Annotated in this window: 17 protein-coding genes, 1 tRNA gene and 2 pseudogenes; 5 read left to right on the top strand and 15 right to left on the bottom strand. The window is 69.0% G+C overall.

All coding sequences use genetic code 11. The features are described from left to right. A pseudogene (locus tag A5702_RS00945) lies at window positions 1–469 on the top strand (esterase); the annotation flags it as partial. A 26-nt stretch (window positions 470–495) separates the two neighbouring features. On the opposite strand, the gene A5702_RS00940 reads toward A5702_RS00945, so the two are convergent. From A5702_RS00940 to A5702_RS00905, 8 genes are all read right to left on the bottom strand, one after another. Beyond that, window positions 496–1,365 carry a patatin-like phospholipase family protein gene (locus A5702_RS00940; RefSeq protein WP_068217463.1) on the bottom strand — a complete coding sequence of 290 codons (870 nt, stop codon included), beginning with the start codon at window positions 1,363–1,365 and terminating at the stop codon, window positions 496–498. 3 nt (window positions 1,366–1,368) lie between these two features. Beyond that, on the bottom strand, window positions 1,369–2,253 hold the full coding sequence (locus A5702_RS00935; protein ID WP_068217469.1) for a class II glutamine amidotransferase: 885 nt from the start codon (window positions 2,251–2,253) through the stop codon (window positions 1,369–1,371). A gap of 34 nt (window positions 2,254–2,287) precedes the next feature. Further along, window positions 2,288–3,919, bottom strand: a complete 1,632-nt coding sequence (locus A5702_RS00930) for a long-chain fatty acid--CoA ligase (RefSeq protein ID WP_067819326.1) — start codon at window positions 3,917–3,919, stop codon at window positions 2,288–2,290. A 128-nt stretch (window positions 3,920–4,047) separates the two neighbouring features. Further along, window positions 4,048–5,106: a beta-propeller fold lactonase family protein gene (locus A5702_RS00925; protein ID WP_231964952.1), complete on the bottom strand. Its 1,059-nt coding sequence runs from the start codon at window positions 5,104–5,106 to the stop codon at window positions 4,048–4,050. 386 nt (window positions 5,107–5,492) lie between these two features. Continuing rightward, window positions 5,493–6,236, bottom strand: a complete 744-nt coding sequence (locus A5702_RS00920) for a DUF427 domain-containing protein (protein ID WP_068217466.1) — start codon at window positions 6,234–6,236, stop codon at window positions 5,493–5,495. A gap of 23 nt (window positions 6,237–6,259) precedes the next feature. Further along, window positions 6,260–6,535, bottom strand: a complete 276-nt coding sequence (locus A5702_RS00915) for a DUF6295 family protein (protein WP_055404035.1) — start codon at window positions 6,533–6,535, stop codon at window positions 6,260–6,262. 12 nt (window positions 6,536–6,547) lie between these two features. Next, entirely contained in the window at window positions 6,548–7,303 is a 756-nt protein-coding gene (locus tag A5702_RS00910; RefSeq protein WP_055404036.1) for a dienelactone hydrolase family protein, read from the bottom strand. 88 nt (window positions 7,304–7,391) lie between these two features. Continuing rightward, window positions 7,392–8,174: a hypothetical protein gene (locus A5702_RS00905; protein WP_068217456.1), complete on the bottom strand. Its 783-nt coding sequence runs from the start codon at window positions 8,172–8,174 to the stop codon at window positions 7,392–7,394. A 239-nt stretch (window positions 8,175–8,413) separates the two neighbouring features. Between A5702_RS00905 and A5702_RS00900 the strand changes: the two genes are divergently transcribed. Further along, entirely contained in the window at window positions 8,414–9,025 is a 612-nt protein-coding gene (locus tag A5702_RS00900) for a chemotaxis protein CheB (protein ID WP_082955900.1), read from the top strand. A 22-nt stretch (window positions 9,026–9,047) separates the two neighbouring features. Here A5702_RS00900 and A5702_RS00895 read toward each other — a convergent pair whose 3' ends face one another. The 7 genes from A5702_RS00895 to A5702_RS00865 all read right to left on the bottom strand — a co-directional run bounded on the left by A5702_RS00895 (window position 9,048) and on the right by A5702_RS00865 (window position 15,402). Beyond that, window positions 9,048–10,265 carry a methyltransferase gene (locus A5702_RS00895; RefSeq protein WP_068217452.1) on the bottom strand — a complete coding sequence of 406 codons (1,218 nt, stop codon included), beginning with the start codon at window positions 10,263–10,265 and terminating at the stop codon, window positions 9,048–9,050. Between the two features lie 88 nt (window positions 10,266–10,353). After that, window positions 10,354–10,830: a hypothetical protein gene (locus A5702_RS00890; RefSeq protein ID WP_156669432.1), complete on the bottom strand. Its 477-nt coding sequence runs from the start codon at window positions 10,828–10,830 to the stop codon at window positions 10,354–10,356. Window positions 10,831–10,919: 89 nt separating this feature from the next. Further along, window positions 10,920–12,713, bottom strand: coding sequence for an ABC transporter ATP-binding protein/permease (locus A5702_RS00885; protein ID WP_068217446.1), 1,794 nt, complete (start codon window positions 12,711–12,713; stop codon window positions 10,920–10,922). Between the two features lie 9 nt (window positions 12,714–12,722). Continuing rightward, window positions 12,723–13,583, bottom strand: a complete 861-nt coding sequence (locus A5702_RS00880; RefSeq protein ID WP_231964951.1) for a phosphatidate cytidylyltransferase — start codon at window positions 13,581–13,583, stop codon at window positions 12,723–12,725. Between the two features lie 57 nt (window positions 13,584–13,640). Then, the gene (locus A5702_RS00875; protein WP_068217443.1) at window positions 13,641–14,270 is read right to left on the bottom strand and encodes a 1-acyl-sn-glycerol-3-phosphate acyltransferase; all 630 of its coding nucleotides are present in this window, start codon (window positions 14,268–14,270) and stop codon (window positions 13,641–13,643) included. After that, entirely contained in the window at window positions 14,267–14,932 is a 666-nt protein-coding gene (locus A5702_RS00870; RefSeq protein ID WP_231964950.1) for a CDP-alcohol phosphatidyltransferase family protein, read from the bottom strand. Before A5702_RS00870 ends, A5702_RS00875 begins: the two co-directional genes overlap by 4 nt. Window positions 14,933–15,328: 396 nt before the next feature. Beyond that, window positions 15,329–15,402: transfer RNA gene (locus A5702_RS00865), tRNA-Leu, on the bottom strand. Between the two features lie 353 nt (window positions 15,403–15,755). Between A5702_RS00865 and A5702_RS00860 the strand changes: the two genes are divergently transcribed. The 3 genes and pseudogenes from A5702_RS00860 to A5702_RS25360 all read left to right on the top strand — a co-directional run. Next, entirely contained in the window at window positions 15,756–16,649 is an 894-nt protein-coding gene (locus tag A5702_RS00860; RefSeq protein WP_068217440.1) for a PE domain-containing protein, read from the top strand. A 40-nt stretch (window positions 16,650–16,689) separates the two neighbouring features. Next, complete coding sequence (locus A5702_RS00855; RefSeq protein ID WP_067819344.1) at window positions 16,690–17,838, top strand: PPE family protein; 1,149 nt, start codon at window positions 16,690–16,692, stop codon at window positions 17,836–17,838. Window positions 17,839–18,000: 162 nt separating this feature from the next. Continuing rightward, window positions 18,001–18,077 (top strand): annotated as a pseudogene (locus A5702_RS25360) (WXG100 family type VII secretion target); the annotation flags it as partial.

Below are 18,077 nucleotides of genomic sequence, written 5' to 3'. Positions count from 1 at the left end.
GGCCGGCGTCACGGCCGAGTGGCTGAATCGCATGGTGCGCAGCACCTCCGCGCTGCTCGACACCGCCGCCGCCCGGTCGCTGCTCGACCGGCCGACCGCGCGAGCCGTGCTGGGCAGGTTCGGTGGGTCCACCGGGGAAGCGGACAGTTGGTCGGAGGATCTGGACGCGGAATCGTCTGGGGCCGAAGATGATACGGCCGCTGAACTGGCCGAGATCGGGCCGGATATCCCGAAGCTGGGCAGCTTCGAGGTGATGAATCGGACGATCGACATCGCCCAGGCCGCGCTGGCGCGCCATACGCTGGCGGTCTACCCGCCCGATCTGTTGATCGAGATCCCCCGCTCGACGTGCCGGGGCCTGGAGTTTCACCGGGCGGCGGAGGTGATCGCCGTGGGCCGCGCGCTGGCCGACGAGGCGCTGGACGCCTTCGAGAACGACCGCGCCGCGCTACCCGCGACCGAGGACTGAAACCCACACTACCGCAACGGGTTTGATCACACGCCCAAGAACCGCGCGACGGCGGGCGCCTCGCGACGGCCCTGCTCGCGTCCGGCCAGCGCCGAGTCGACGCGGCACTTGGGGTCCAGCGGATTGGAACCGAACGCGGCCAGCGAGCCGGAGTCGGCGAAAACCGCGAGCGCCGCGCCGGCGAAGGAGGCGACCTCCGCGGCCGGCGCGGGGCCGAACGGCGACGGCGCGTCCGCACCCGAGGGCACCAGCACCACCGCCGCGTCGCAATCGGCGGCCACGCCGAGGTTGATCGTGCTGCCAACCCCGCCATCCATGTAGCGCCGGCCCGCGATCGCCACCGGGGGCCACGCGCCGGGTACCGCGCAGCTGGCCGCCACCGCGTCGACGAGGTCGACGCCGGAATCGCGGTCGAAAACCACCAATTCGCCGGTGGCGACGTCGATTGCGGTCACCCGAAGCTCCCGGTCCGGCCAGTCGTGCGACGGCAGGCGCCGCGCGATCACCCCGCGGCGCACGGGCGGCGGAACGGTCTGCGTCGCCACGGCCACGGCACCGATCCGCCGCAGCTGCTGCCGCGTCCGGTCCGAGGGATCCGGGTAGGGCTCGCCCAGGGCGGACAGGAACATCGCGGTGATGGTTTCGACGTCCACACCCGAATCGATCTCGGCCGACGATTCGGCGACCTGCCGGTCGAACAGCGCGTCGAGCGTGCTGCCACTGCCGATCTGCGCGGCGACCGCCGAACCCGCCGAGGTCCCCACCAGCACGTCCGAGCCCAGCAATAGTTCCGCCGCCGCCGGTGACGCATCGGCGATGCCGCGCAGAACGCCTGTCTCCCAGGCTATTCCCGCAATTCCCCCGCCCGCCAGCACAAGCGCCCGTCTGTTCGCCACGGGTTATCGCCGAGCGCTCGGCAGCGCGTGCTGCGCGTCCTGAACCGGCGCGCTCAGATCCGCCCGCCGCAGCGGGTGCGCGGGCGGGCCGGGCAGGATCACGCTCCTCTCGACCCGCAGCGCGGCGTCGACGTGGACCAGCTCACCGGGATCGAGCAGACGCCAGCGCGGGTCGGTGTCCATGCGTTCGGTGGCGAACACCACCGACGGCCGGGTACAGAGATGCTCCGATCGCGCGTGAATTCGCTTGGTGCGCAGGTCGAATTCGGGGGCCTGGGTGGCGTCGTCGCCGGACCTGTCCCGGACGTAGAGTTCGTGGGTTTCGGGGTACCGCAACGCCCACATGTCGGTCGCCGTGCTGAGTAAAACGTTGACCGCGTAGATCGGCACGTTCGCCGCGAGCCATTTCATGGCGTCGGCCACGCCCGCGGCCACGTCGCCGTCGAGCGCGCGGATCGAGGCCGTGATCAACGCGAACACGCGCTCGGAATCGGTGTCGCCCAGGACCAAAGCGTCCGTGCCGACCTCGCGCAGCCGTTCGTCGAGGACGTCGAGCCCCTCCAGCACGCCGTTGTGCGCGAAGATCCGCGCGTCCTGCAGGAACGGGTGGGTGTTGCGGACGTCGAGCGAACCGGTCGTCGCGTAGCGCACGTGCGCGATGAACGTCGTGCCGGTCAGCTCGTGGGCCTCGGTGGCGAACGCGGCGTCCTCCCAGGCCGCCATGGGCTGCTTGTCCAGCCGTGGCCGGCCCAATTCGTCGAAGACACCCACCCCCGTGCCGTCCGGGTTCCTCTTGCTCTGTTCGGCCAGGCTGTCGGGGGCGTCCAGCAACCAGAACGTCGCCGAGCAGACCCGCGTCCCGGCATGGAGCCCGAAGAGTCGACACATGGTCTCGACGGTACCCAAGCGTCGAGTCCGGAACTCAGTCCCGGGCCTCGACCACCCAGTAGCCATGCTCGGCGTAGCGCGCCCGGATGGCCTTCTTGTCGTACTTGCCCACGCTGGTGCGGGGAATCTCCTCGACGAACGCCCACCGCTCGGGCAGCCACCACCGAGCCACCTTCTCCGCCAGGAACTTTCGCAGATCCTCCGCGCTGACCGCGGCGCCTTCCTTGGCCACCACGACGGCCAGCGGCCGTTCCTGCCACCGCTCGTCGGGCACGCCGACCACCGCGGCCTCGACCACGTGCGGGTGCCCGACCAAGTCGTTCTCCAATTCGACCGAGGAGATCCACTCGCCACCGGACTTGATGACGTCCTTGGCCCGGTCGGTCAGGGTGACGAATCCTTGCTCGTCGATCCGCCCCACGTCGCCGGTGCGCAGCCAGCCGGAGTCGAACTTGGAGTCGTCGGCCGTCAGGTAGTAGGAGCCGGCGATCCACGGGCCGCGGACTTCCACCTCGCCCACGGCCTCGCCGTCGTTGGGCAGCACCTGCCCGTCGTCGTCGACTATCCGCATTTCCACCCCGCAGACCGGCCGGCCCTGGGTGGCGCGATACGCCCAGTGCCGGTCGTCGGGCGTTCCCGGCGGCGGCCACGCCATGGTGGCCATCGGGGAGGTTTCCGTCATGCCCCACAGCTGCCGGATCTGCACGCCGTGCTTTTCCTCGAACGTGCGCATTAGCGAGACCGGTACGGCCGAGCCGCCGCAGACCACCAGCCGCAACGACGACATGTCGTGATCGGGTTCGTCCTCGAGGCGATGCAGTACGTCGTTCCAGATGGTGGGCACCGCGCCCGCGAGGGTCGGCCGCTCGTCCTCCACCATCCGGATCAGCGACCGCGCGTCCAGGTGGCAGTCGGGCAACACCAGGTCGGCGCCGGCCATCAGCGCCGCATAGGGCAGGCCCCACGCGTTGGCGTGGAACATCGGCACGATCGGCAGCACGCTGTCCACGGAACCCACGCCGATGCCGTTGGTGGTGCAGGCCGCCATGGTGTGCAGATAGCTCGAACGATGGCTGTACACCACGCCTTTGGGGTTGCCGGTGGTGCCGCTGGTGTAGCACATGGCGGCCGCGGACTTCTCGTCGATCTCCGGCCAGTCGAACTCGGTGGGCTCGCCGGCGAGCACGTCGGCGTACCGGAGCACGGTCTTGCCCGAGCCCTCGAACGCGGAGGTGTCCCCCTCCCCCACGACGATCGCGGTGTGCACGGTCTTGAGGTCGCCCAGCACTGGGGCGAGCAGCTTGGCCAGCGACGCGTCGACCAGCACCACCTGGTCTTCGGCCTCGTTGGCGACATAGACGATCTGTTCGGCGAAGAGGCGGATGTTCAGCGTGTGCAGCACGGCGCCCATCGACGGCACCGCCAGGTAGGTCGCCAGGTGTTCGGCGTTGTTCCACATGAACGTCGCAACCCGCTGATCCCCGGTGATGCCGAGGCGGCGCAATCCGTTCGCCAGCCGCGCGGCGTCCTGACCCAGTTCCCGGTAGCTCGCGCGCCGGTAGCCGTCATCGGTAGCGGTGGTGACCGTGCGCGCGCCGTGCACGCCGCAGCCGTGCCGCATGATCGCGGTGATCGTCAACGGAAAGTCCTGCATCGTGCTGTCCATTGAGGTACCGCCTTTTCAAGCGTCGCCTGATGTCGACTCGCGGGACGCGGTTCGGCCGCGCCGCGGGCCGGCGGCGAAGGGCCGTCGGCAGCCTCCACCCTAAGCCTCGCCGGCGCCGGCGATCGCCGCTACGCGAAGACGGGCTCGCGCTGGGGCAGCTCGCGGAGTCCGGTGGTCGGCGCCTCGGCCGGCCCGGGGCCCGCGGCGATCGGCAGCACGGTGACCGCGCCGGCGTGGTCGGCGATGTAGAGGTATCGGCCGTCGGGGCTTTCAACCACGCAGGACGGGTGCTTGACCGCGCCGATGTCGGCGATGACGTCGTGCGTTCGCGTGCACACCACCACGACGCGGTCGTCGCTGACCAGGTAGGCGCGTCGGCCGTCGCAGCTCAGCGACAGGCGGGTGAGCGGGCCGGCCACCTCGCTGAGCTTGCGCGTGCCGGTGATCTTGCGGGTCCGGGTGTCGATGACGTCGAGCACCGCGCCCACGACGGGGCCACAACTGGCGACGTAGGCCGTGCCGCCGTCGGCGCTCAGCGCGACGTCGCGGATGGGCAGACCCAGGTCATAGGAGCCGACGACGCGGCCGTCGGACCGTGCCCCGGTCGCGATGACGACCAGCTGGCCGCCGGACGCCCCGTTGGTGGCGGCGTACACGTGCCGCCCGTCGGGGCTGATGCGGACGCAGTCGGCGGTGGTCCCGGGGGTGGTGGCGAGGTCGACCACCTCGAAGTCGCCCGTGGTGGTGTCGACGACCGTGACGTCGGCGCCGGTAGCGCCGTTGCGGCTGGCGTACACGAAGCGCCCGTCGGCGCTCACGGTCAGGTCGCTGACGTGCGACGCCAGCGGATGCGTCGCGACGTGCGCGTTGGTGGTGAGGTCGACGACGGCGATCCAGTCATACGCCGCCGACGCCGCGCTGATGTAGGCGCGTGGGGCGTCCCCACCGCTCAGGGCGATCGCGAACGGTTCGTCGATGCCCAGTGTCTGCACCACCCGACGGGAATCGGTGTCGATGATCGCCACCGTGTCGCCGCCATGGTTGGCCACCACGAGCCGGCTGCCGTCACCGTTGATGCGGATGTCACTGATCGGACCGTTTCGCACCGGGATCTGCACCACCGGGGCGTCGTGGAATCGGAACGTCCGCTCATTCCGGTCGTCGGAGAAGGCCTTGCGGTCATTCATACCGCTCACGCTGCACCGCCTTTGCTATGTTGTCGGCACGGGGGCGAAGTCGCCGGACTTGCGCGACGATCGGCCTCCGGGTCCAGGAAGGATCTCAGCACCGAAAGGCGCTGAAGCGACTGGTTTTTGCGAGTCTACCGGCCGAAATTCGCGTCCAAGCGGGTCGAAATCCCCCGACGTTAGCTACGTCACTCCCCGCACTCAGGTTCTGCTCAGGCTTTCAATTACGCTGTATCGCAGTCGCTTACCCGTAGCGAAAGCGACGCAAACGCGCATCCGGCGGATTTCGCGTACGCCGCTAACGTCGCCGGTCAACGTGTTGGCGTCGTCCAGGTTAAGAAATTCTCAGGCTGTGCGCGCGAAGAGGGAAAGATCACACGGGTTCGCTAGCTGAATTGGGTTTGTGGACGGGCCAATGCGGCGCCATCGACGATGATATCGAGCTTTTCGTTGTAAAAGGCCACCAGACCGGCGATCTGGCCGACGGCCGGCAACGGGTAGTGGTAGGTCCAGGCCAGGTCGGGGTGCAGCGTGTCGCCGGAGCGCACCGACCAGTATCCCGACGTCACGCCCTTGTACGGGCAAAGCGTCTGCGTCGTGCTGGGTTCGAGGTGCTCGAAGGAGATGTCGGTCGGGTCGATGTAATATCTTGTCGGCAAACCTGTTTCGAACAGCAATACCGGAGAACTGGTGTCCGCCAGCACAATTCCGTCAAGTTCGACCCGAATGTGCCGGTGTGAGCGCAGCGCGTCAACGCGTGAATACGGATTGCGCGGGTGGCCGTAGATAGGCTCGTCTTCCTCGAACCACCGCAGCCGATTCCATTCGAATCGCACGGTGCCGGCCACGCGCCCGTCGCCGTCGGGGTCGAACACCCGCGCGGCGGACGGGTGCGTCTGGCCGGCGCCCTCGATGGAGTGCAGCCGCGACGGACCGAATTGCACGCGCTGCGGGTGGTTTTCGTCGCGCAGAAACTCCGCACGGACATCGGCCAGCGGGATGTAGTACTGCGGGTAGTACGGAACTTCCCACACATACAGCGCGGCGGTGGTGTCGAAGATCAACGCGTCCCCGAGGTAGCCGCGCACCCGGCGCGGCGCCGGCTCGACCCTGCCGCGCGCGGCGGCCATCTGGGGGTAGTCGCGCTCGGCGGTCACGGCTGATCCTTCGATGCCAGCCCGGCCGGGGCGTGGGCGATCGCCGCGCGGATGGCGTCGGCCAGCGCCAGGGCGCTTTCCTCGGTGAGTTCCAGCGCCACCCGCGCCGACGGCCCCAGCTCCGGGTTGATGACGTCGATGTTCACCGTGTGGCCGTAGGCGGCGTGCACGGGATGGTCGACGTACACGGTCGCGCGGCTGGCGCCGAACCACCCCGTGGCGCCCTTGCCGCTGCCGTCGATCGCGACGTGTTCGGTGAGATAGGTGCACATGAGCGGCGAAACCTAACCTTTCAGGTGGGTGGCGAAGAACTCGTCGATGCGGCGCCAGCCGTCGACCGCGGCCTCCGGCCGGTACGCGGGGCGATCGACTGAGAAGAACGAGTGACCCGCGCCAGCGTAGGAGTGGAACTCGTGCGGCTTGTTCAGCCTGTTCAGCTCCTCGTCCAGGGCGGCCACCGCCGAGGGCGCCGGGAACCGGTCGTCGAGGCCGAACAGGCCGAGCAGCGGGCAGCCGAGCTGCGGTGCCAGCTGCAGGATCGGCTTCATGACCTTGGGCATGCCCTCCGGCGGATCCTCGACGATGAACGCCCCGTAGCAGTCCACCGCGGCGTCGAACGGCAGCGAGCACGCCGCCAGGTAGGCGTGCCGGCCGCCCGAACAGTGCCCGATGACGCCGAACTTGCCGTTGGCGCCCGGCAACGAACGCAGGTGCTCGACCGCGCCCGCGACGTCACCGACGAGCCGCTCGTCGGGCACCCCGCCCGCGGCGCGCGCCGCCGCCGCGGCGTCGTCGGGCGACGCGCCCGGGGCCTCGCGCGAATAGAGGTTCGGCGCGACGGCATGGTATCCGCTGACGGCGAGGCGCCGGACGAACTCCTTGGTCTCGCGGTCATAGCCCGGCATGTGATGGATCCACACCACTCCGCCGCGCGTCCCCTCCGCCAAGGGGGAAGCCCGGTAAGCCTCGATCTCGTCGCCGCCGTGCCCGGTGATGGTGATGGTCTCCGCGCGGATGGCGTCTGGACTGGGCGCGTTCATCGCGACTCCTCGTGGGCTGGCCGACACCGGGAGCGGGGCGCATGGGGCTGGCCCGCCGGAAACCAACGTATCGGAAAAACCCGAGCGCTCAGCGCCGCTTGTCGCGCACCTTATAGGTCGACGGCCATGACTTGCGGGACTCGTCGCCGGTCAACGGGGTGCCCGCGCCCCCCACCTTCACGTTGTAGGCCTCCTTGCCCGGGCCGACCTCGCGGTTCGCGTGTTCCTGGGCGAGGTAGTAGAGCTCGTCGATGGTCGCCTCGTCGTAGGCGACGAAAGAGGTTTCCCGCTCGAGGTCGTCGATGCCGACCAGCATCCGCCGGGCCAGGAACCGCGACGCGAGAGCCGCCAGGGCCAACAGGGTGAACGGAACGATCCAGTAACACGCGTAGGACAGCGGGGTCGTGGTGTCCAGGATCGTGGCGTCGCCGCGCGCGATCGGCGGGATCGCCGACGACACCGCCATGCCGGCCGCCGTCGCCAACCAGATCCAGCTCAGGACGCCGACCATCCGGCCGAACAGCCCGGTCTTGACGACATCGGCCGGGTGTTCCGCGGCGGCGGAGGGGCGCACGAACGGCTTGCCGGTAAGCGTGCCGACCAGCACCACCAGGAAGAACCCGGCGGCGCTCAGCGGCAGCATCCACCGCTGGGCGAACGGGGATCCCAGCGCGAAAGTCAGCGCCGTCAAGACCAGAAACACTGCGGCGGAACCGATTTCGAACGTACGTTCCGGCTTGCCGGTGACGCTTTCGAGCACCAGCGCGATGGCCGCGACAACCAACCCGACAATCGCGGCGGCGGAAAGCGGAACGTTTCCGACGAGCACCCAGTACGCGATCCACGGCGCAAGACCAGAGAGCATGCCCACGATGGGTCAGTGTATGAGTGGTGGTTCGCGGCGCGGTCGGCAGGCCGAACATTTGGTCCGCAGGCCGCCCCGGGCCGCCGGCGAGCCGCGATGGCCCTGTCACCAACGCCTTTGCGATCGGAGGGCTTATGGCCCTTGGCAATCCGTGTGTGGCAGGGCCAGGGTTGAAGTCCTACGCTGGTAAACGGTGGCGGGGTCTCCGAGCTGTCAGCCAGGGCAGAGCAAGGCTAGGTCGAGCGATGGAGCGTCACGCTGCACCCGCCGAAGGCGTGGTGGCAATCGGCGCATCCGCCGGGGGCATCGAAGCGCTGTGCGAATTGGCGGCGGGGATGCCGGCCGAACTTCCGTTCGCCGTCATGATCGTCATCCACATGAGCCGGGGCACGCCTTCCCGCCTGGCCGAGATCATCGACCGCAGCGGCCCCATGCCGGCGGTCGCGGCGGTCGACGGCGCGCCGTTGGAAGCCGGCCGGATTTACACCGCGGTGACCGACCGCCATCTGCTGGCGCGGGCCGATCACGTGGTGCTGTGGGATGGACCACTGGAATACGGCCGGCGGCCCGCGATCGACATCCTGTTTCGGTCCGTGGCCTCCGACTACGGCCCCCAAGCGATCGGTGTCCTGATGTCGGGGATGCTCGACGACGGCGTGGCCGGACTACGCGCCATCAAGGCCGCGGGCGGGACGACCGTCGTCCAAGAACCCTCGGACGCGCTGTTCCCCGACCTGCCTACAAACGCGCTGCGGGCCGGCGTTGTGGACCATACGGCGGCGGCAACCGACATCGGGGGCCTCATCGCGCGGCTGGCTCACGGCGTCATCGAAGACCCGGCGGCGGATACCGGCTAAAACCTCTGCGGCGCAAAGCCTCTCACGCGTTCTTCAGCGCCATCGCCAGGAAATCGAGCCGCCACAGCGACTGGAACAGCTTGCGCCCGAAGTCGCGCACCAAGTCGGCGTTTTCCGGGCCCACGTCGTCGCGCCGCGCCATGGACTCGATGATCTCGCCAATCGTGCGACGGCCGTCGACCTGCGCAACGAAGGGCAGCTGGGCCGGGTTGAGCTTCAGCGTCGTGCCGGGCAGGTGAATTTCCTCGCCCCTGAGTAGGCAGGCCGTCCGCAGCAGCGGGACGTAGTCCAGCGCCGCGGCCGTCGAGAAATCGATCGCGTAGTGCTCTTTGGGACGTTCCGGGCGGCAGGCGATGAAGAAGTGGCTGGCGTTGGCAGGCTGCAGGCGTTCCATCACCGACCAGAGTTCGGCGTCGGGCAATTCGTCGAGCATCGCCTGGAACCGGCTCGCCGGCGCGACGAAGTCGTGCGGGTAATACGGCGTCTTGTGGAACCAGCCCTGGAACGCCAGCCCGGCGGAGCCGACCAGGTCCAGGCATTCGGCAACGGTGTAAGCGCGCTGGCGGCGGTGCAGGAACGTGTCGACCAGGGCGCCGTCGGACACCAGGTCGCGAGCCCCCTTCAGGTAGGTGCGGACGGGATGATCGGCCGGCAACACCGCGAGCGCCTCCTTGACCAATTGGACCGACGCGTCGTCCTGCGTCAGCCCCAGGTCGCGGAAGGCCGATTCGAGCATGTCGACACCGAGCCGGCCGTACTTCGCGTACAGCATGACGCCCAGCGCGCCTTCGGTGCGCAGGCACCCGCCGAGCGCCTTGAGCCCGGCCAGCGGATCCGCCATGTGGTGCAAGACGCCGGTGGACACGATGAGGTCGAAGTCGCGATGCAGGGTCGACACCTCTTCGATGGGCAGCAGGCGCAGTTCCAGGTTGTCCAGGCCGTGCTTGTCCTTCAGGAACTGCTGGTGCTTCAGCGCCGACCGGCTGACGTCGATCGCGACCACGTTGGCGCCGCGGTTCATGAAGGCGAAGAGAGCCGCCTGGAAGGTGCCACACCCCGCAATCAGGATGTCGAGGTCGGGCTTGTAGTCCCGGTCCGGCCACAACACCCGGTGCGCCCAGAAGGGATCGAACCAATCCCAGTGGTTTTTGCTCCACGCCGCCAGGTCGGTCACCGGAGGCGGATACTCCCAGCGATCGTATTGGCGGGAGACCTCGTCGCCCCGCGGATCGTCGGTCACTTCGGCGCACCCTCCTTCGCGGTGGCGGTCGCGACCAACTTACTGTGCCCGGCGCCTTCGGGCTCGGCGGCGTCGCGCCGACACGGTCTTAACCGGCCCCGTTGACAATGCGGTCGCGGATGGCGCTGGCGGTGGTGAGATGCGCCTCCGCGGAATTCATGAATTCGCCCGCGTGGCGCGCCTCGTTCGTGTCGCGATCCTCGATCGCAGCGACGCAGAAATGGGAGGCGGCGTCGAAGTCGTCGAGGCTGGCTTGCAACGCGTCGGTGAGCTCCTTGTCGGGGGACGGCATATGCCCTTGCAGGAAGCTCGCCGCCTCGTGGCCGTCGCGGCAGGCCGCCCCGAGAGCGGCGTAGTCCTGGGTACCAACGGCGAAAGTGGCCTTGCCCATCGCGATGCCCAGGTCTTGCATGTGGCCTTGGGTCAGCTCGACCCAGCCGCGCACCGCCTGGGCGTGAGACGTGCTCGTGGTGGTCGTGCCGCCACCGCCGTTGCGGCTTCCAGACGAGCAGCCCGACACCAAGAGAAGCACCGCCGCAGCGCCCACCATGGCTTGCTTGATCACCACGCCTCCTAAACCCGTGCATGGTGATCTTCGTTCCGGCGGCGCCGGCTAGACAGGGCACAAAGGCTCTAGCCCGGCAGCGAGGTGCCTCAACGGCGTAGGCGCCACCGCGCGATGCCCGCGAAGAGCGCGGCAAGCACTGCCAACATGGCCATGTTCATGAGCCATGCCGAGCTGGAGTGCCGCCAGAGCGACTCGTTCGCAACCCCCGCCACCAGCTTGGTCAGATCGGCCGTCGACGCAGTGGCCGCGAACCCCCATCGTCCGGGAGTCAGCCAGGCAAGGGCCTCCATCAGCGGTCGGCCGGTCACCGGGATGAAACCGCCCGCGAGCACCAGTTGCGCCATCAGGGTCATCGCCAACAGCACGATGACCTGGTCGCCGGTGCGCGCGAGAGCCGAAAGCGCAAGCCCGAGAACGACGGCCACCACGCACGTCGCCGCGACGCCGACGAACAACTCGAAGGTCGGGCTGCCCAAGACCACCGCACTCGACGGGCCAGGCTTGCCGATCGAAGGCGCCGTGACGATCAGGACGAGTATCGCGGATTGCAGCACCGCGACCGCGCCGAAGACGGTCGTTTTCGCCAGCAGGTATGCCGACGCCGACAATCCCGCCGCCCGCTCGCGCCGGAAGACGGCGCGTTCGCCGACGAGATCGCGGACGGTGAGTGTGGTTCCCATTAGGATCGCCGCGAAGCTCGTCAACGCGACGATGTGCTTGGCTTCGAACGGCGGTGCGCCAGGCGCCGGCAGGTGGCTCAGGCCCGCATGGCCCGTGACGGTCAACGGCAGCAGGCCGACGACGAACGGCAACACCGCGAGAAAGGCGAGGTAACCCCGGTTCGCCGCAAGCAACCGCACCTGGCGGCGTGCGAGCGTCGACGTTTGGCGCCACACGCCCAGCCGGGGCGGTTGCCACGTCGGCTGCACCGGCGCGGCGCGGCACCCGGTGTCCGCGGACTCGGCCCCTCGGGCCTGCATGAACCGTCGGTGCAGACCGTTCGGATCGGCGCATACCTTCGTGAAGATGTCGGCCCAATCCGACGCTCCCAGATAGGAACTGAGCCGATCGGGTGGGCCACAGAAAACCGTCTTGCCGCCGGGCGCGAGCAACAGCACTTGGTCGCACATGTCCAGGAACGTCAACGAGTGCGTCACCACCACGACCACGCGGCCCGCGTCGGCCAACCGGCGCAGCATCGCCATCACCGAGCGGTCCAGGGCCGGATCCAGCCCCGTCGTCGGTTCGTCGAGCACCAATAGGTCAGGGCCGGTCAGCAATTCGACCGCCACCGACACGCGCTTACGCTGGCCGCCCGACAACTTGTCGATGCGGGTGTCGGCGTGCGGCGAGAGCTCGAGTTCGGAGAGCACCGTGCTGATCACCCGCCCGCGTTCGGCTGCGGTGGTGTCGGCGGGCATTCGGAGTTCCGCCGCGAACCGCAGCGCCTGTGCGACGGTGAGTCGGCCGTGCACCAGATCGTCCTGGGGCACCATCCCGATCTCGCCGCGCATGGCGTGCACGGCCCTCTCCTGGAAAGCCACCGTCCCGCCGGTCGGCCGCTGCGCCCCGGCGGCGACCTTGGCCAGCGTCGACTTGCCCGCGCCCGATGGACCGATCACGGCGGTCAGGGTGCCGGGGCGCGCCGTGAACGAAACCCGTTCCAGGAGAACTGTTTTGCCGTCTACGCAGAGGGTGACATCCCGCATCTGCAGGCCATCGGTCGCCGCGGGCCGGACGCGATTCTCCCGGTCGACGCTCGGACCTATCGGGATCGACCCGAACGGTGTTGCCGGGAATCGCCAACGGGCACGCATATCCGTGGCGTCGTCGGTCCGGTTACGCAGGGTGATCGGCAGCGTGGGCTTGTCGTTATTCATCGAGATCTCTCATCCGAGGAAGTACGCGAGTGGGAGGACAACGAGCAGTGAATCGATGCGGTCGAGTAGGCCGCCGAACCCGGGCAGCCAGCCACCGGCGTCCTTGACCTGGGCCTGTCGCTTGAGCATGGACTCGAGCAGGTCCCCGAACAGACCGCCGATGGAGACGGCGATGAGCAGGCCGACGGAGATGGTGCCCAGGAGCGTGAGGATTACGAACGCGCCGGCAATGGCGCCGACCATCCCGCCGATGGTCTTGTTGGGACTCAGCGGGGACAGCGGCCTGCGCGCCCATCGCATGCGGCGCAACCCTTTTCCGCCACACCAGGCCGCGACGTCGGTGGCCGCGACGGCGAAGCACAACAGATACGCGTCCGCCCCCACCATGACGAGGTGGGAAAGCGACCAGCAGATCCACACCGACGCGAACGCGGCGGACGCGGCCCGCCTGGCGCCGTTCTCGACGTCGCCCTCGAGGACGGAGGGCACCACGCACAGCAGCACGACGATCGGCGCGAACTGGAGAAGCGTGGGGCGCAGCCACGCCGCGATCGGGTATGCCACGGCCAGGACCACGAGCACGTAGGTGTCGGCGCGGCCGAGCTTGACCAGTCGCGCGTACTCGATCACCGCGACGACAGCCAGTGCCGCGGCCAACCCCGCCGCCGTGCCGTGGCCGGCCCAGACGGGGAGCCCGACAGCCGGTGCGATCAGCACCCAGGTGCGCCACTTCTGGACCAACTCCTGCTTGCGCGAGAGCACGACGGCGATGCCCGCGACCGCGAGGATCGCCACCGTGACCCACATCAGGAACACAGCCCGCGAATACATGTGAACGTGCAGCGGACCCAGGTCGATGTTGAGCGACATCCGCCGATCGAGACGAGGCAACCAGTGCTCGACGAGTGACATTGTGGGCCGCCGGCTCTACGACGCCAGCGCGAAGCGGTCATCGGCCACGACGTCGCCCCGCAGTGCCAGCACCCGCGACCGCAGTTGCGATGCGGAGGTGGTGTGGGGATCGACAGGCGTTCCGAGGCGTACCTCCATCGGGCCGGGCGAGAAGCTTCCGTCCTTCGGTAGCACCTCGGCAGTCCCCACGATCGCCACCGGAACGATGGGCACCCCGCAGTCTCGTGCTAGACGTATTGCGCCGTAACGGAATTCGCCGATGGTGCCGTCTGTGGACCGCGTTCCCTCGGGATAGATGACGACGGTCCGTCCCGCGCGCAGCGCCGGGCCGACGGCCGCAAACAGCGCGTCGTAGTTGCCGTCGCCCGAGCGTCGCACCGGCAGTATTCCGATCAGCGAGGTCGCGATGAAGCGTCGCACCGGCACGTCGAACCAGTAATCGGCCGCCGCGCCGAAGACCGGGCGAGCTGAGGACGGCAACGCCGCCACCAGCACCGCGGTGTCGGCGTGCGAGGCGTGATTGGCGACGACGATGCAGCCGCCCTCGACGTCCCATCGCCCGGTCACGGCGAGGCCGCCGGAGACGGCGCACACCGTCCGCCACAGCCAGTGGCGAAGGGCGCTCGCAATCCGATTGATGGTCATGCGGCCACCTGCGCCATGGGCAGCGTGACGGCGTCGAACCGCTGGTGAGTCACGATGAACGGCTGCGTGATCGCGTCGAACTGCTCGAACAGCGCGAGGCGCTCGGTCGTTTCGACCGGCGTTTCGTGCGCGCGCCGCGTCTTCAACTCGCGATGCGCGGCCCGCAGCCGCAGGACGGTGGTGAGCAGCGATCCGTTCACCAACTGCGCCAGCAGGATCGGCATGGCGATGGGAAAGGCCGTGGCCAGCACGAGGAACAGGCAGCGTTCGGTCTTGCCGAGCGGTCCGCCGTTGCGGCGCGTGAGGCCCGCCGCGGCGACGGCCAGCGACGCGAAGGTCGGCAGCGTGGCGGCTAGCGCGGCCAGCAGAACCTGAAGCACGGGCCAGGACAACCAGTGCAATCCGGAGCCGTGCTGCCGCGCAGCCCAGACCGCCAGGCCCGCGAAGCCGAGCAGGTCTGCGGTGCGGTCGCCGAGTTCGTTGACCACGAAGCCCCACGGCCGGCTCACGCGACGCGCTCGGGCGACCGCTCCGTCAAGGTTGGCGCCGGCCAGCCGGATCACCATGAAGACCGCCGCCAGCGGCCACCAGCCGAACGCGATGGCGGTTCCGGCGGCACCGGCCGCGGCGACACCGGCGGCGGTGAAGAGGTCCGGAGACACTCGCCGAGCCACCGCAATGTCGACGATCGGGGCCAGCCTTGCGGTGAACCACGGCTTCAATGCGTACAGGCCGGCCGTGCGGGTTCGACGAGTAGTCGAAGGGGCTGCGTAACGGGTAGCGACGGTGGTGTTTATGGCCGGCTCCTTTCGTTTCCTGCCTACGCGGGATGCGCCACCTGGTGGCGGCGCGTGCGATAAGTAGATGCGGGCCGACTGACTACCGATCCCAAATCGTTACGTCGTCGTCGCGTTGGCCCCGGCTGGCCAACATGAGATGATCACCTCATGGGCGTGAGCGGATCGTGAGTGACGGTGCGGCGCTGACCCGGGGCTCGGACTTTCAGGGCCACCGCTGCCCGACGGCCTCCATGCGCTACCTGCCTGCACATTCGCCGGTGCCCCCAGTCGGACTCGAACCGACACTGGGCGGATTTTAAGTCCGCTGCCTCTGCCAATTGGGCTATGGGGGCTCGGCGGCGAATCTAGCGCGCATGCGCGAGCCCGGGGACATCGCACCCCGCTCGATTAGGCGAAATGCCCGACGTGCGGTACCGGGTGCCGTCGGTTAGGATCCGCGCCCGCGCGCATTAACCCCGGCTTTCCGGCAGATGACAGATCACATCACTATGTCGCGCGGCAGGACCGTGTTAAAACTACCGACTTCATCGTTAAAAAGCCGTAAACGGCTGTCACGCTGGCGCTTTCGGTCGGGACCGTGGAGTCGTGGGTCGTTAGTGTTACGCCAACGCACAGGGGCCGTTACGCGAACACACAGGTCGACCAACACATGGGGGTCGACTCGTTCCAACATTAGGAGCAATCGATGGCATTTCTGACAACACAGACCGAAGAGATGCTCGCTGCCGAGCAGCTGCTGTCGGGGATCAACACCAACCTGGCCGCGCAGAACGCGGGCGCCGCGGCGGCGACCACGGTCATCGCTCCGGCCGCCGCCGACCCGGTGTCGGCCCAGCAGGCCGCGATCTTCTCGGCGTACGGCACCCAGTACCAGGCGATCGCCACCGAGGCGCAAACGCTGCTCGAGAACTACGCCCAGACCCTGGGCATCAGCTCCGGCAGCTACGGGGACACCGAGGCCATCAACGCGGCCCAGGCCACGCTGTCGAGCGCCGCGTCTCCGGCCGCCGCCGCTGCCGCCGCGCCGTCGAACACCCCGCTGGACTGGTTGGCATACCTGCTCGGTAGCACCGGCAACGGCACCAACCCGCAAATGCTCGGCGGGATCTTCGGCCTCTCGAGCAACACCGCCAACCTCTTCAACATCGGCGGCGGCAACTGGGCCTCGGCCGGTTCCGACCTCCTGGGTCTGGCCGGTGGCGGTCTGCTCGACACCTCCGCCGCCGACGCCGCCGGCGAGGCGGCCGACGCGGCGGGCCTGGCCGACACGACCGCGCCGATGGCAGGCGGCGGTATGGCCGGGATCGGCGCGGCGCCAATGGCCGCGGCGGGCCAGGCGAGCCTGGTCGGCAAGCTCTCGGTGCCGCCGACGTGGGCCGCCCCGGCCACCCCGGTGGTGGGCACCAGCGCGGCGCCGCTCGAGACGGTCGGCTGGACCGCCGCCGCGCCGCAGGCCGGCACGGGCGGGATCATCCCGGGGATGCCGGGAATGGGCGCGGCCGCGCGCAACAGCGCCGGCTTCGGTGCACCGCGCTACGGCGTCAAGCCGATCGTCATGCCCAAGCCCACGGCCGTCTAAAACTTCAAATCCCTACAGACAAAAGGAGCGGGAAACACAAATGGTTCTTGACTTTGCAGCAATTCCGCCGGAAATCACCTCCTCCCTCATGTACGCCGGCGCGGGCGCCGCGCCGCTGATGGCCGCCGCAACGGCGTACGCCAACCTGGCCGCCGAGGTGAGCACCACGGCGACCCAGTGGGAGTCGATCATTTCGTTGCTGACCAGCGAGCAGTGGACGGGCGGCGGCTCGGCTGCGGCCGCGGCCGCGGCCCAGCCCATCATCGCCTACCTGACCGAGACGTCGGCGACGCTCGAGCAGGCGAGCGCGCAGGCCATGGCCTCGGCGGCCGCTTACGAGGCCGCGTTCGCGGCGACGGTGCCGCCGCCGGTGATCGCGGCCAACCGGACGCTGCTGGCGACGCTCGTGGCCACCAACTTCCTGGGCATCAACTCGGCCGCGATCGCCGCGACCGAGGCGCAGTACGCCGCCATGTGGGCGCAGGACGCCGCCATGATGGCCGCCTACCAGGCCGCCTCCGCGGCCGCCGGGGTTCTCACCCCGGTGACTCCGCTTACGTCGACCACCAACCCCGCGACCGCCGCGGCCGCGAGCAGCACCGCGCTGGCCGCGGACTCGACGGCCGGCACGGCCCAGGCACTGGCGGCTCCCGCGGCGGCGGCCGCGCCCAGCCTCCCGTTCACGACCAACGGCATTCTGGGCTCGATCGACAACTTCCTCGGCACGCCGTCGGTGCTCAACGGCATCAACGGCGCGGTGAACACCGCGGCATGGTGGGTGTGCAACACCATCCCGACCGCGGTCTCCCTGGGCCACACGCTGGGTTCGGTGCCGTCGATCCCGTTCGCGCTCACCGACTCCGTCACGCCGCTCGCCGGTGGAATGATTCCGGGCACCATGGTGGGCTCGGTGTCGGGCGCGGGCGCATCGGCCGCCCTGGGCGAGGCCTCCGCCGTCGGCGGCCTGTCGGTGCCGGCCGGTTGGAATGCGGCCGCCCCCGCGTCGTTGGCCTCCTCCACCGCTCCCCTCGAGGGCTCGGGGTGGACGGCCGCGGCCGAGGCGGAGCCGGTCGCGGCGATGCCCGGGATGCCGGGCATGGCTGCGGCGGCCAAGGGCGCCGGCGCCTACGGCGCCGGACCGCGGTACGGCTTCAAGCCGATCGTCATGCCCAAGCAGGTTGTCGTCTGATGTCGGGAAAACCGGTACGGGAATTAAGGGGGTACATGTCACCCGTTTGAGGCGATCAGTTAACCGGTAGGCCGTAATCTATCCACAACGCGGCTACCACCGCATCAATTTCAACTGTTAGAACTTCGACACCGAAACTTGAAGGAAAAGGAGAAAGGCAACATGGCAACTCGTTTTATGACCGACCCGCACGAGATGCGGGCGATGGCGGGCCGCTTTGAGGTGCACGCCCAGACCGT

The organism is Mycobacterium sp. E3339 (assembly GCF_001666915.1).
Lineage (GTDB): Bacteria > Actinomycetota > Actinomycetes > Mycobacteriales > Mycobacteriaceae > Mycobacterium.
Note: the sequence above shows the minus strand (reverse complement) of the source record. Positions and strands in the feature narration are given on the sequence as shown.